Source organism: Glutamicibacter sp. ZJUTW (assembly GCF_008370855.1).
Classification (GTDB): Bacteria; Actinomycetota; Actinomycetes; order Actinomycetales; family Micrococcaceae; genus Glutamicibacter; species Glutamicibacter nicotianae.
The window spans coordinates 3159496-3173447 of record NZ_CP043624.1 but is presented as its reverse complement, the minus strand read 5'-3'; the positions used below and the strand labels follow the sequence as shown (position 1 = coordinate 3173447).

Annotated in this window: 11 protein-coding genes and 1 riboswitch; of the genes, 9 read left to right on the top strand and 2 right to left on the bottom strand. The window is 63.5% G+C overall.

What is annotated here, in order from left to right:
• Positions 1-66 precede the first annotated feature (66 nt).
• Positions 67-179: riboswitch (SAM riboswitch) on the top strand.
• 54 nt (positions 180-233) lie between these two features.
• The 8 genes from F0M17_RS14910 (at position 234) to F0M17_RS14875 (ending at position 10754) form a co-directional block, all read left to right on the top strand.
• Entirely contained in the window at positions 234-812 is a 579-nt protein-coding gene (locus F0M17_RS14910; protein WP_143181077.1) for a hypothetical protein, read from the top strand.
• Positions 813-1072: 260 nt separating this feature from the next.
• Positions 1073-2806, top strand: a complete 1734-nt coding sequence (locus F0M17_RS14905) for an ABC transporter ATP-binding protein (RefSeq protein WP_149597439.1) — start codon at positions 1073-1075, stop codon at positions 2804-2806.
• On the top strand, positions 2807-4891 hold the full coding sequence (locus F0M17_RS14900) for an ABC transporter ATP-binding protein (RefSeq protein WP_149597438.1): 2085 nt from the start codon (positions 2807-2809) through the stop codon (positions 4889-4891).
• A 112-nt stretch (positions 4892-5003) separates the two neighbouring features.
• Positions 5004-5915, top strand: a complete 912-nt coding sequence (locus F0M17_RS14895) for a LysR family transcriptional regulator (protein WP_149597437.1) — start codon at positions 5004-5006, stop codon at positions 5913-5915.
• Between the two features lie 121 nt (positions 5916-6036).
• The gene (locus F0M17_RS14890) at positions 6037-7095 is read left to right on the top strand and encodes an FUSC family protein (RefSeq protein WP_083586715.1); all 1059 of its coding nucleotides are present in this window, start codon (positions 6037-6039) and stop codon (positions 7093-7095) included.
• Between the two features lie 132 nt (positions 7096-7227).
• Positions 7228-8577 (top strand): SH3 domain-containing protein, encoded by a 1350-nt coding sequence (locus tag F0M17_RS14885; protein WP_158024676.1) that lies wholly within the window; start codon positions 7228-7230, stop codon positions 8575-8577.
• A 203-nt stretch (positions 8578-8780) separates the two neighbouring features.
• Complete coding sequence (locus F0M17_RS14880; RefSeq protein ID WP_073706946.1) at positions 8781-9551, top strand: CPBP family intramembrane glutamic endopeptidase; 771 nt, start codon at positions 8781-8783, stop codon at positions 9549-9551.
• A gap of 3 nt (positions 9552-9554) precedes the next feature.
• Positions 9555-10754 (top strand): MFS transporter, encoded by a 1200-nt coding sequence (locus F0M17_RS14875; RefSeq protein ID WP_073706945.1) that lies wholly within the window; start codon positions 9555-9557, stop codon positions 10752-10754.
• A gap of 42 nt (positions 10755-10796) precedes the next feature.
• Here the strand turns inward: F0M17_RS14875 and F0M17_RS14870 are convergent, their stop codons facing one another.
• Positions 10797-11630 carry a hydrolase gene (locus F0M17_RS14870; protein WP_246857071.1) on the bottom strand — a complete coding sequence of 278 codons (834 nt, stop codon included), beginning with the start codon at positions 11628-11630 and terminating at the stop codon, positions 10797-10799.
• Positions 11631-11820: 190 nt separating this feature from the next.
• Between F0M17_RS14870 and F0M17_RS14865 the strand changes: the two genes are divergently transcribed.
• The gene (locus F0M17_RS14865; RefSeq protein ID WP_073706943.1) at positions 11821-13125 is read left to right on the top strand and encodes an MATE family efflux transporter; all 1305 of its coding nucleotides are present in this window, start codon (positions 11821-11823) and stop codon (positions 13123-13125) included.
• Between the two features lie 88 nt (positions 13126-13213).
• On the opposite strand, the gene F0M17_RS14860 is transcribed toward F0M17_RS14865, so the two are convergent.
• Positions 13214-13849 (bottom strand): GntR family transcriptional regulator, encoded by a 636-nt coding sequence (locus F0M17_RS14860; protein WP_073706942.1) that lies wholly within the window; start codon positions 13847-13849, stop codon positions 13214-13216.
• Positions 13850-13952 lie beyond the last annotated feature (103 nt).

Here is a 13952-nt window from a genome sequence, read left to right as displayed (position 1 = left end):
TGCTGGGCCGGTGCTGCGCACCGGCCCAAGCCGAACTGTCGGTGGTGCCCAGTACTATCGAACCAAGCTCACAGAATCGCGGCGCTAAGTACCTGGCTAGCCGCGTGGCAACCCTCCTCATCGAGCGGGGTGCCCCAGGGGAAGAGCCGGTCCGGGAAGCCATCCCGGGCAAGTCGATCGGTGGTGCTGATCCTTCAAGATGCTGCGCCGCCTGGACGGAACGCGAGGATGACATGGGCGCCAATCATGAATACACAACAGGGAATCCGCAAGGAACCGACGGCGAGCGGAAGTGGCACAGCGTGCTGCTGGACTATCCTTTCCACGCAGGATCGAGCACCCTCCAGTCAGGGGGATTCCTGGCCTTCGAAGCCGAGAAGCAGCGAGGTGGACTGCTGTGCCTGAATCTTCCCCACATCCACGAATACGTGGCCCGCTGGATTGCCGCCGGATTCACCCCGGAACTGTACTGGGCTGTCAACGCAGGGCTGAAAGCCGCGCTGGACCATGCCCGCCGGCTCTGCAGAAATGTCGGGGACCAAGAACTCCTTGGGCGACGGCTGGAACTGCTCGGGATCACCGCCAAAAACCCGCAGGCTGGCCAGAGATATCTGCGGGTGACCGGCAAGGACCCGATCACTGGCCGAAGCATCATGGAAGAGCGGACGCGCCCTGAGCACATTGTGCAGCTGGTGCCCGAAGCCTGGGCGGAATTCCCGCGGCTGCTGGGCTTCGAACGCCCGTCCGTGGCCCTGTCCAAGTACATCCGAGGGAACTGCGCCAGCGAGGTTCCCGGCAGCGTGCAGGCGTAACTGGGGCTTGGTTTCCGGTGGATGAAAATCCGCCGGAAACCAAGCCGCTTTGCGTTAATTCCATAATCTATGATTAACGCCACCATCCCCGGAATCTTGAGGTTAATCGGGCGTTAATCACTGGTTGGCAAATATCAATCGGAAGGATGATACTAAGTGTCCAAGCGGAGCGCTAGACTGGCAATCGCTCTTCAATCACGCTGCCCTTAATCCGAAGGTCCAGCATGCCGGAGAGCGTGATGCCAGCGAGGATTTTCCACATGCTTCTCAAGCTCATCTTGAAACACTCCAAACCCTATGCCGGGTGGATTGCCGCAGTAGTCATATTGCAGCTGGCCACCACCATGGCTACGCTCTACCTTCCCAGCCTGAACGCCAAGATCATCGATGTCGGCGTGGTCAATGCCGATATCGACTACATCTGGCGCACCGGCGGACTGATGCTGGTGGTGGCCCTGATCCAGGTGGCCACCGCCGTCGCCGCCGTCTACTTCGGCGCCAAGACCTCCATGAGCGTCGGACGCGATGTCCGCCAGGCGGTCTTCGAGAAGGTCGCCACCTTCTCCGCCCAGGACGTCAACAAGTTCGGTGCCGCTACCTTGATCACCCGCGGCACCAATGACGTGCAGCAGATCCAGATGCTCACCCTGATGGCGCTGAACTTCATGATCACCGCGCCGATCATGTCCATCGGCGGCGTGATCATGGCGATCCGCGAAGACCCGGGGCTGTCCTGGCTCGTCTGGGTATCCGTGCCGCTGGTGCTCATTGTCGTCGGCCTGCTGGTCATCAAGCTGATGCCGTTGTTCCGCGACATGCAGACCCGCATCGACGGGATCAACGGCGTGCTGCGCGAGCAGATCACCGGCATCCGCGTGGTGCGCGCCTTCGTGCGCGAAGAGCATGAAACCGAACGCTATGCCGATGCCAACCAGAAGCTGACCGACCTGGGCGTGAAGGTCGGCAACCTGTTCGTGCTGATGTTCCCGGCGATCACCATGATCCTGCACCTGTCCACCGCCGCCGTGCTCTGGTTCGGTGGTCACCGCGTGGACAACGGCGACGTGGAGGTCGGTGCGTTGACCGCGTTCCTGCAGTACCTGCTGCAGATCCTCATGGCAGTCATGATGGGCACTTTCATGGCCATGATGGTCCCGCGCGCCATGGTTTCCGCCGACCGCATTGCCGAGGTGCTGGACAGCGAGCCGAGCATGCTCGACGCCGCCGAAAGGCAGATCGAGCTGCCCACCCCGGGCATCGTGGAATTCAAGAACGTCACCTTCGGGTACCCGGGGGCCGAGGCTCCGGTGCTCTCGGACATCTCCTTCACCGCGAAGCCCGGGCAGACCACTGCCATCATCGGGTCCACCGGTGCTGGCAAGACCACCTTGCTGAACCTGATTCCGCGGCTCTACGACGCCACCGAAGGGGAGATCCTCATCGGCGGGGTGCCGCTGAAGGACCTGGGCCGCGACACCATTTCACGGAACATCTCCGCGGTGCCGCAGCGGCCCTACCTGTTCTCCGGAACCATCGCGAGCAACCTGCGCTTCGGCGCCCAGGAGGCCACCGAGGACGAGCTGTGGGAAGCGTTGCGGGTCGCCCAGGCTGAAGGGTTCGTGGCAGAACGCGAGGGCCAGCTGGACTCCAAGATCTCCCAGGGTGGCACCAACGTCTCCGGCGGACAGCGCCAGCGCCTGTGCATCGCACGGGCCTTGGCCGCCAAGCCGAACACCTATCTCTTCGATGATTCATTCTCGGCGCTGGATGTGAACACCGATGCCAAGCTGCGTGCCGCCCTGGCCGAACCGACCAAGGACGCCGCGGTGATCATCGTGGCCCAGCGCGTCTCGACGATTACCGGTGCAGACCAGATCCTGGTCCTGGACCATGGCGAAATCGTCGCCCGGGGAACCCACGAGCAGCTGCTCGAAACCTCGGAAACCTATCAGGAAATCGTTGCATCCCAGCTGAGCGTGGAGGAGGTGGCCTAAGTGGCGAAGAAGCAGAAGAATATCGATTCGGCGCAGCTCGACAGCGAGCTCGCAGACGTCAATGAATTCGAAGCCGCGGCGGGAGCCGACGACTGGTCCGGCGGCGCCCCGGTGCGCAAGGCCCAGCACTTCTGGCCATCGGCCAAGCGGCTGATCGGGCTGATGTCCCCATACAAGCTGGGCATGGTGCTGGTCTTCGCCCTGATCACCGTATACGTGGTGCTCTCGGTGATCGCCCCGCGGATCCTGGGCAAGGCCATGGACGTGATCTTTGCCGGGCTGATCGGCAAGAACATCCCCGAGGGCACGCCCGCGGAACTGGTCATTGCGCAGCTGCGCGACTCCGGGCAGGACACCCAGGCCGACATGCTCTCGAAGGTGGACTTCGTCCCCGGGCAGGGCATCGACTTCACCCAGCTCTCGCAGTACATCCTGATTGTGCTGTCCATGTACTTCATCGCCTCGCTCTTCTCCTGGGCCTCGGGCTGGCTGCTGAACAGGCTGGTCATGCGCGTGGTCTACAACCTGCGCAAGGACGTCGAGGACAAGATCAACAAGCTGCCGCTGAACTACTTCGACACGCGCCAGCGCGGCGACCTGCTCTCGCGCGTGACCAACGACGTGGACAACATCCAGAACGCGCTGCAGCAAGCGCTGAGCCAGCTGGTCTCCTCGATCATGACGGTGCTGGGCATCGTGATCATGATGTTCGTGGTCTCCTGGCAGATGGCGCTGATCGCGCTGGTGGCCCTGCCGCTCTCGGCAGTCGCCGCGGGCGTCATCGGCACCCGGGCGCAGAAGCTGTTCACCGCGCAGTGGAAGAACACCGGTGCGCTCAACGGCCAGATCGAGGAATCCTTCTCCGGCCACGAGCTGATGAAGGTCTTCGGCCGTGAAGAGGACATGGTAGAGCGCTTCACCGCACGCAACGAGGAGCTGTACAAAGCCAGCTTCGGCGCCCAGTTCGTCTCGGGCATGATCATGCCGGTGATGAACTTCGTTTCCTACCTGGCCTATGTGGGCATCGCTGTGGTGGGCGGCTTGCGCGTGGCCTCGGGCACCATGAGCCTGGGCGATGCCACCGCGTTCATCCAGTACTCGCGCGAGTTCACCCAGCCGCTGGGCCAGATTGCCGGCGTGGCCAACATGCTGCAGTCCGGCGTGGCCTCGGCCGAGCGCACCTTCGAGCTGCTGGATGCCGAAGAGCAGGAGCCGGACCGCGCGCAGGACACGCTGCCTGCCCGTACCGATGGCCATGTCTCCTTCGAGAACGTGTCCTTCTCCTACAGCGAAGACAAGCCGCTGATCGAGAACCTGTCCTTCGATGCGGATCCTGGCCACACGGTGGCCATTGTCGGGCCGACCGGCGCCGGCAAGACCACGCTGGTGAACCTGGTGATGCGCTTCTACGAGCTGAACTCGGGCAAGATCATGCTCGATAACCGCGACATCACCGAGCTCTCGCGCGCCGACCTGCGCTCGAAGGTGGGCATGGTGCTGCAGGATGCGTGGCTGTTCGGCGGAAGCATCATGGAGAACATCCGCTACGGCCGGCTGGATGCGACCGATGAGGAAGTCATCGAGGCGGCCAAGGCGACCTTCGTGGACCGTTTCGTGCGCGCCCTGCCCGATGGCTATGACACCATCATCGACGAGGAAGGCACCAACGTGTCGGCCGGTGAGAAGCAGCTGATCACCATCGCCCGCGCGTTCGTGGCGAACCCGTCGCTGCTGATCCTGGACGAGGCGACCAGCTCGGTCGATACCCGTACCGAGCTGCTGGTGCAGCAGGCCATGGCCGCGCTGCGCAGCGACCGCACCAGCTTCGTGATTGCCCACCGTCTGTCCACGATCCGCGATGCCGACACCATCCTGGTGATGGAGGCTGGACGGATTGTGGAGCAGGGCAACCACGAGTACCTGCTGGGAACGAAGGGCGCCTACTACCGGTTGTACCAGTCCCAGTTTGCCGGCCCGGCCGAGGACGTGGATGCGAACCCGGATACGGCTGCGGTGCCTGCTACCGGCGGAATGCCGCTGACCGATGCGCCGGTTCCCGAGCCAGGGACGAACCTCGACTCATAGGAACTAGCGGTATCAGAGCCGCGGCTGGACTGGACCTTGGTCCATTCCAGCCGCGGCTTTTTGCATGCCCCGACCGCGTGACCCGAGGTGAGCGTGGTGCAATGGACAGGTGATGTTTAGGCAGTTGGAATACTTCGTTGCCCTGGCCCGGGAACAGCATTTCGCGCGGGCCGCCCAGGAGTGCCGCATTTCCCAGCCGGCGCTGTCCGAATCCATCAGGAAGCTTGAAGCCGGGCTCGGGGTGCCGCTGGTGCGCCGCGGGCACGCGTTCCAGGGGCTGACCGCGGAAGGCGAAACGGTGCTGCGCTGGGCCCAGCGCCTGCTGGCCGACCGCGATGCGCTGGCCCAGGAGGTGGCGGCGCTGCAATCCGGGCTGACCGGCACGCTGCGCCTGGGCGTGGTGCCCGCCGCGTCCTCCACGGTCGCGCAGCTTTCCGATGCCTTCGCCCGGGCCAATCCGAATGCAGCGATCCATGTCCAGAGCAGCCTGCGCTCCACCGGCATCATTGCCCAGGTCCGCGGCTACGAACTCGATGCGGGGCTGGTCTACGCGGATCCTGCGCAGTTGGGTGGACTGCTCGCGCTGCCCTTGTACCGTGAGGAGCACGTGCTTCTCACCAAGGCAGGGATGTTCGCTGGCGAGGGGCAGCCAACCGCCGTGGACGAGGTGCTCTCGCTGCCGTTGTGCCTGCTGGATTCCTCCATGCGCGGCCGCCAGCTGCTGGACGAGGTGCTGGCTTGCCACGGGCGCAGCGCCGAGCCGCGCATCGAGTGCGATTCGATGATCACGCTGCTGGCGCAGGTGGCCACCGGCCGCTGGGCGAGCGTAGTCCCGAAGCAGTGGCTCGAACCCCTGGGCGAGCTGCCGGGCCTTGTCCAGACGCCCCTTGCCGGTCCCCGCATCACCAGCCAAATCAGCTTGGTGATGACCGGGCACCAGCCGCTGCCGCTCATGTTACGCGCATTGCTCTCTGCGACGGGCGACCTGTATCCATCCGTAACAAAGGATCTTGACTTGGCTTGATAAGTTAGACCGATTGAAACATCAGAAATAATGCTTGGACATGATCAAAGTGTTGATGCAACTCTGAAGTGGTAGAACCGCTCCTTTTTGCAGGAAGCTGGACGACCCGCAAGGAGCGATCATGGCGAATTTCCGGAATGTGCCGGCCGAGCCGGCCAGAATCCCGAAAACGGGAAGCCTGGCCCCGGCGTTGGCCTCCGCGGCGTGGCGGGGTTTTGTGCTGTCCCACAGCCCCGAGATCCGCCCCGCCCTGCGTGTCGGCTTCGGATTGGCGATTCCCGGCGCCGCACTGCTGTTGCTGGGGCGGGTGGACCTCATGGTCTACGCGGTCTTCGGTTCGGTGGTCGGAATGTACGGCCGCAGCCCGCACCGGGTGCAGCGTCTCAAGGACCAGGCCCTGGCCGGAACCATGATGCTGTGCGCCGGCATATCCGGCATCGTCATCGCGCCGTGGGGACTTGACGGATGGGCGCTGCTCGCCGGAGGCATTTTCTGGGCCTGCACTAGTTCGCTGGCCGCGGACCGCTACGGGCTCAAGCCCGGCGGCTCGTTCTTCCCGCTGTTCGCCTTCGGGGCGCTGGCCAGCCTCCCGGTGGGGCAATCGCCGTCCGTGGCGGGTTTGGCGGCGTTCGTGGTCACCGCACTGTTCTGCATTGCTGTGGGACAGACCGCCACGTTTGGAGCTGCGGCAAGCGGATATCCCGGGCATGATCCGATCGGCTGGCCGGAAGCGCTGCGCCGCGCCGCCTGCTACGCCAGCGTGGTGATGCTGGCAGGAGCCCTGGCCATCGGGCTGCACCTGGAACACCTGCAATGGGTCATGGCCGGTTCGGTGGTGCCGCTGGCGGCGGGCAACGCCCGTGGCCGCCTGGGCAGGGGACTGCACCGTGTGACCGGCACCGTGGCCGGACTGGGGGTGCTTCTGGGCATCTACCATCTGCAGCTGCCCCAGCTGGCCCTGGGGCTGGTGATCATCGTGCTGATGTTCCCCACCGAGGGCTACATGACCCGAAACTACGGGCTGGCGCTGAGCTTTTTCACTCCGCTGATCATGCTGATGCTTGAGCTCGCCGACCCGAGCGTCAATGCGGATGTCCTTTGGGAACGCGCCGCGGGCAACCTGTTGGGAGTGCTCGCTGGCATCGTCGGTGCGCAGCTCTTCGATCGCAAACCCCGCTGACGAAGTACCGGATTTGGCCTGGACGTTGCATGATTAACTAGGTCAGGCGTCGAATCGGCAATCTCGCTCGCATCGGGAACGGCTTTGCGCAGGACACCATCCAATCCGTGCCCAATGGAAGATTCCACCGCCGTGAAAACACAGTTCAGTTCTCCGCGACGATTCGCCGTTTCAACTGCCAGCGCACTGCTGGCCGGTGCGCTGGCCTTGGGCGGCCTGGTGCCGGCCGGCGCCGCGCAGCCGCACCCGGTTACACAGCAAGCTGCGTCTGCCCAGCCTTCCGCGTCGCTATCGGCCCCCGGAGCACTGCAGGTGCCTGCCGCCAACCGTGTAGTGCAGGTCAAGACCACCAGCAACCTGAACATGCGCTCCGGTTCCAGCACCAAGCACCGCGTCATCCTAACCATCCCGAAAAACAAGACGGTCACGGTCAAGTCCCAGGCTTCCAACGGCTGGTACCAGGTCACGTACAACAAGAAGACCGGTTGGATTTCCAATGAATACGCCAAGGTCACCAAGACCTCCGGCACCGGCAAGACGCCGAAGCGGGTGAAAAGCGTGAAGCTCTGGGTCACCCCGGAATCGACGATGAATATCCGCAAGGGGGCGGGAACCGGGCACAGTGTCGTCGGGAAGATCAGCAAGGGCCAGCCGGCCTACGCGACATCCAAAGCAGCCAACGGCTGGTACAAGATATCCACCCAGGGCAAGACTGGGTGGATCTCTGGCGCATACGTCACGACCTGCTCCAAGGGCTGCGCCATCGATGCCGGCCCGTACACCACCAACCGCGCAGGCCTGACGGACCGCTACTTCGCCAAAACTTCCGGCGCAGACCTGTTCGCCTCGGTCAAGGGCAAGAAGCGCATCGGCGACATCCCGAAGAACTCGATCGCCTATCGCGACAAAGCGTGGGAAAAGAAAGCCGGCCCGGTCTCCGGCTGGTACTACATGCGCACCCAAGGGGCAGATGGCTGGATGAAAGCCTCGGCACTGAAACGCAGCACCAATGCCAAGACCAGCAACTCCGCGAAGACCACCCGGGCCACAGTACTGAAGCAAGCCAATGGGAAGCTGCCCTCCTCGATGCTGGTGGCCCTGCACTGGGACAAGGAGAAAACGCTGATCGCCGCCCCGGCCGCTGCAGACCTGGGCAGGTTGAACGCCGCCTTCAAGAAGAAATTCGGGAAGAACCTGGATATCGATCTGGCCTACCGCACCCTGGATACGCAGAAGCTCCTCTATCAGGAGCTCGGCCACTACATCGCGGCCAAACCGGGCACCTCGAACCACGGTTGGGGATTGGCCATCGACGTGCCTGAGACCTTCAACTACTCATTCAAGGGCAAGTACTACAAGTGGCTGAAGGCCAACTCCAAGAAATACAACTGGATTCACCGGAAAAATCTGGAAGAATTCCGCGCCAACGGAAGCAGGAATCCGTACGCCGAAGCATGGCACTTCGAATATGCGGGCAACTGAACTCAGCAGCATGAGCCATCATGACGCATTCTTGATCTTGGATGCCTGGCCAAGATCACTGCCGAATTCCGCGGAACATTTGTCCTGGAGCTCGGCCCGCTCCGCTCGTTCACTGACCACACCTGCGAGGTCTTCGGTTTCGCTTGCGTGCGTCAAACCCCAAACACAACGGATCCCCAGCCGAGGCAGATAGGCTAGGGGATATGCATCAGCTGCCTGACTACCCGAACTATCCTGTTGTTCCCCGACGCAGACAGCGTGTATTCGATGCAGGACCGTTCACCAAGGGCGACCTCTGGACAGTCATTGCCTACCTCGTCTTCTTTGTCGGCGGCGCGGCAGCCCTCATCGGCTTGATCCCCGGCTACATGAGTGCCTTCTCGACCCAGGAACAGGCGTTGTTCGGGATCAACCTGATCCTGTACGTCACCTTCTTCATTCTTGCGATGATCCAGTGCGGGGCGCAGTTCTTCGAATCGTTCAAGACCATGCGGTACCACCCCTGGGCCAAATGGCTGATGCTGCCCGGAGGCTGGTTGTTGACCATCATGGTCAACGGGATCATCGCCGCCTTGACTGGCCAGGTGGTCACCAGCGAGAACCAGGCAGCCCTGGAATCCATGGCCGGAACCGTGCCGCTGCCGGTCATGCTGGTAGTGACCGCGCTCTTCGGCCCCTTCGTCGAGGAATACCTGTTCCGCCATCTGCTCATCGGCAAGCTGTCGCGCAAGCTGAACGTCTGGCTGTGCGCATTGATCTCCACGGTGCTGTTCGCCAGCATCCACTTCATTGGGGCCGGCATCGGATCCTGGCTTGAAGTGGTGCCGTACTTCATGCTGGGCGTCATGATGGCCGTCGCATACATCCTCAGCGGCAAGTCGCTGGCCTACTCCTACATGCTGCATGTCATCAACAACACCGTGGCGCTGCTGGTGGTCTACCTGATCTACCCGCTGCTTCCTGCCGGGGTCTAGGCAGTGGCATTTACCGGGCTCGAACCGAATACCCCCGCCTACCGCGGCATGCTGCTGGCGCTTTTTGCCGGGGGTGTCGCCACCTTCTCCCAGCTGTATGCGGTGCAGGGGCTGCTGCCCGTGATCGCCAGCTACTTCGAGATCACCTCCTCGCGAACAGCGTTGGCCGTGTCCTCGGCAACCCTGGGGCTGGCCTTGGCGGTGACTCCCTGGGCGATCATCTCCGACAGGGTCGGGCGCCGCAAGGTCATCAGCATCGCCCTGGTCTCTTCGGTTGCCCTGGGAATGCTCAGCTGCCTGGCGCCAAGCTTCGAGTTCCTGGTGGCGATCCGCTTCTTCGAAGGCATCGCCCTGGCCGGAGTGCCCGGTTCGGCACTGGCCTTCCTGGTCGATGAGGTCAATCCGCGCGCCGTTGCGGTGGCCAGCGGCACCTATATTTCCGGCACCACCCTGGGCGGGCTGGCCGGCCGCCTGGTTGCCAGCTTTGTCGCAGACCCTGCGGGGTGGCGCTGGGGCATCGCTGCCGTGAGCATCATGGCCGGCCTGGCGACGCTCTTCTTCCTGCTCAAGGCTCCCAGCGCGCAGGGCTTCGCTCCCATCCGGGACCAGAACTTGGGCAGCATCGCCAGGAAATTCGCGCAGGCGTTGCGCGGCAGGATGGCGCTGGTCTATGCACAGGGCTTCCTGCTCATGGGCGGCTTCGTCGCCGTCTACAACTACCTGGCATTCCGGCTGGAAGCACCGCCCTACCTGATCCCGGCCTCGTGGGCGGCACTGGTCTTCCTGGCCTACCTCTCGGGGACCTACACCTCGGTGGCCAGCAGCAAGCTCGTGGCCAAGGCCGGACGCCGCAATACGCTGCGCATCAGCATCCTGCTCAGCGCAGTCGGCCTGCTGCTGACGCTGGCCGGGAACCTGGTTGTCATCATCGCCGGGCTGCTGATCTTCACTGCCGGCTTCTTCGCCGCCCACGCGGTGGCCAGCGGGTGGGTTCCGGTGCTGGCAACCGGGGCCCGCGCCCAAGCCTCCAGCCTGTACAACCTGTTCTACTACGTCGGCTCATCGCTGCTGGGCTGGCTCATCGGCATCCCGTTCCTGCACTACGGGTGGGCCAGCGTGGTGCTCTGCGTGGGAGCACTGCAGGTGGTTGCCCTGATCCTGGCCTCCTTGCTGTCCAGGACGGATCCATCCCTGCGCCGGTAAATCATATTCCGCACACGGAATACTCATTTTCTTCGCAGATGATCAGGTCAGATGGTCGAATTCTCCAGATGCCCAGCGTGCATAGCGTTCGGCCGAGAACTGCACTACCCGGTGCGCATCGGCCCGGATGCAGGAAGCGAAGTTGTTGTAGAGGCGGTCGAATCTTTCCGGCGCCAGCGTCGCGGCCAAGCGCCGAACCACAGCAGCCGAGAGCGGAATCCGGTTGGGATAGCTGCGCAGGAACGTCACGTTGCCATCGGCCACAGGAAAAATCGCGTCACCGGCCAGCATGACGCCACGGCCATCGGCACCTGCTTCCCAGATGGCCACCGTGCTGCCCGGGAAGTGGCCGCCGAGCTGGATCAGCTTGATCCCGGGCAGCACGTCAAAGGGTTCGGACCAGGTAGTGATCGCGTCCGATGAATACTGGACCCACGCCTTATCCTTCTCGGCGACGAAGATCGGCGCATCGCCCAGCGCCTGGCTGTACTGCTGCTGCACCCCGTACATATGCGGATGGCTTGCCACAATCGCCGCGAGCTTTCCGCGGCTCCTGAGCCAGTCAATGATCTCGCCGGTAATCAGCCCCGGCACATCGAAGAGCAGGTTGCCATCGGTGGTCTCCACGAGCAGCGAGCTTTGGCCAATGCCGATCTCCGGAGAAGATATGGCGCTCAGCCCCGGTTCGAGGGAGGTGATGGTCAGTTGGTGCCCGGCCGCTGCCAGCTCTTCGGTGCGCACCCAGCGCTGGGTGCCGCCGGGAATGTATTGGCGTTCATCGGCGCAGATGGGGCACGGGCCGGCAGGTGGAGCGCCCGGCGGGAACTCCACGGCGCAGCCTGCGCATTGCCAATGGCCGATCTGTTCTTCTCCCATGGATGAATCCGTCTTCTATTGATGGTGATGGTTGCGTCTTGCTTGCCATCCAACCTAGTGCCAGCCCCGGATGCAGGAAAGAGGACGGCATCTGCAATCTCCGCACCCGGGACGCAAATGGTGAAACTGCACGCCGCTTCGTAGAGTTGGGGTTGTGAATCCTTCAACCCCCACCGAATCCCCGCGGAGCATGGGCCGGCAGATCCTTGCCCTGGCCGTTCCCGCGCTGGGTGCGCTGATTGCCGAGCCGCTGTTCCTGATGGCTGACTCGGCTATTGTCGGCCACCTTGGCGTGGCCGAGCTGGCCGGCGCCGCCCTGGGCACCACGGTGCTGCATACGGCGGTGGGGCTGATGATCTTCCTGGCCTACGCCACCACCCCTGCAGTGGCCCGCGCCCTGGGTGCCGGCGATCCGGGCAAGGCCATGGCCGCAGGCCGCGACGGCATGTGGTTTGCCGTCGTCCTCGGCCTGGTGCTGTCGCTGGCCGGATACTTCGGTGCCGGGAGCCTGGTGCGTTTGATGGGCGGCGAAGGGGAAACCGCGCAATTCGCCGTGGACTACATCAACTATTCGATGCCCGGCCTGACCGCGATGCTGCTGGTCCTGGCAGCCACCGGCGTGCTGCGCGGCATGCAGGACACGAAAACGCCGCTGGTCGTGGCCACCGTCGGCTTCGGACTGAATATCGTCCTGAACTTCATCCTGGTCTACTGGGCCGACATGTCGGTAGCGGGTGCCGCGCTGGGAACTTCGATTGCCCAGTGGATGATGGCACTGGTGTATTTGTGGATGATCCTTCCAAGGGTCAGGGCTCAAGGGATCTCCCTGGCACCGAGCTGGTCCGGGTTCATTTCCACCGGGCAGGTCGGCTCCTGGCTGATGCTGCGCAACCTGAGCATGCGCGCGGCCTTGCTGCTCACCGTTCTGGTGGCCACCAATGCCGGCGACCAGACGCTGGCCGCGCACCAGCTGGTCTTCACCATCTTCAGCTTCCTGGCCTTCGCGCTGGACGCTTTGGCCATCGCGGCCCAGGCCCTGATTGGCCAGGAGCTGGGCCGCGGGGATGCCGAACAGGTCCGCAAGCTTACCGGCATCATGAGCCGCTGGGGCATCTACTTCGGCGTGGCCACCGGCATCCTGCTATTTGCCACGTCGTGGGTTTTCCCGATGATGTTCACGCAGGATGAGCAGATCCGCCAGCTGACCACCATCGGGCTGTGGGTGCTGGCGTTGTCCCAGCCGTTGTGCGGCCTGGTGTTCGTCCTGGACGGGGTGCTCATTGGAGCCGGCGATGCCCGCTACCTCGGCTTGGTCGGTGTGCTGAACCTAGTGGTCTACGCACCGATGCTCTGGGTGATCCATGTCTTCGCGCAGGACGCCACCTCGGCGATCTTGTGGATCTGGGTAGCCTTCGCCCTGGGCTACATGGCGGCTCGCGGTGTGACCCTGTCGCTGCGCGCCAAGAACACCGCATGGATGCGGCTGGGCAGCTGATGGCCGGCCACCTGGCCACCCGATGCCGGTTGCTCCGGGAGCTGCGGCTCCCGGTCAAAGTCCGTTTGGCAGTCGGTGGGCTCGGCGGCTAGTGCTGGCCGAGCATGGCGGTGCGGATGGATTCCAGGTGCAGCGCCATGGCCTCGGTGGCCGCGGCTGGATCTGAATTCTGGATGGCGTTGAAGATCGCCCGGTGCTCGGCCAGCTCGTCCGATTGGGACATGTACGGCTGCATGGAAGGCAGTACGTAGTGGGCGCGGGCGGTTTGCGCGAAGCAGTTTTCCAGGCTGGCTACCAGGCGCGAATTGCGCGAGGCCGCCGCCAGTTCGCTGTGGAAGCGCTGGGCCGCATGCATGGAGGCGATGGGATCGCTGACCGACAGCTTCTCCTGGGCCTCCAGATGACCGGCCAGGGACACGACGAGCGCCGCCGAGTGCATGCTGGCCACCTGTCCGGCCACATGCGGTTCGAGCAGGCTGCGCAGCTCTAGGACTTCGTAGACATCGTTCAGCGAAATGGCGCACACCAGATAGCCCTTCTTGGGCAGGATCTGCAGCAGGCCTTCGCTGGTGAGCTGGCGCAGGGATTCGCGTACCGGGGTTTTGGAGACGTCGAATTCCTGGGCGAGGGCCGGCTCGATGATCAGGGTGCCTGGGGCGAGCTCCCCGCGGTTGATGCGTTCGCGCAAGGTGATGGTGAGCTGTTCGGAGAGTGAGCTGGCCATGATTCTCCGATTCTCCTGCGCGTAATGTAGCTACCTGATCTAGGTGCCGTTCTGGGCAACACTCTAGTCTTGGATGAAATATATTTCAGGAATCTTACGGGAA

Coding starts and splice junctions, on each gene's coding strand:
- F0M17_RS14905 (WP_149597439.1), top strand. CDS start 1,073: ATGCTTCTCAAGCTCATCTTGAAACACTCCAAACCCTATGCCGGGTGG.
- F0M17_RS14870 (WP_246857071.1), bottom strand. CDS start 11,630: ATGGGAGAAGAACAGATCGGCCATTGGCAATGCGCAGGCTGCGCCGTG.
- F0M17_RS14860 (WP_073706942.1), bottom strand. CDS start 13,849: ATGGCCAGCTCACTCTCCGAACAGCTCACCATCACCTTGCGCGAACGC.
- F0M17_RS14890 (WP_083586715.1), top strand. CDS start 6,037: ATGGCGAATTTCCGGAATGTGCCGGCCGAGCCGGCCAGAATCCCGAAA.
- F0M17_RS14910 (WP_143181077.1), top strand. CDS start 234: ATGGGCGCCAATCATGAATACACAACAGGGAATCCGCAAGGAACCGAC.
- F0M17_RS14865 (WP_073706943.1), top strand. CDS start 11,821: ATGGGCCGGCAGATCCTTGCCCTGGCCGTTCCCGCGCTGGGTGCGCTG.
- F0M17_RS14895 (WP_149597437.1), top strand. CDS start 5,004: ATGTTTAGGCAGTTGGAATACTTCGTTGCCCTGGCCCGGGAACAGCAT.
- F0M17_RS14880 (WP_073706946.1), top strand. CDS start 8,781: ATGCATCAGCTGCCTGACTACCCGAACTATCCTGTTGTTCCCCGACGC.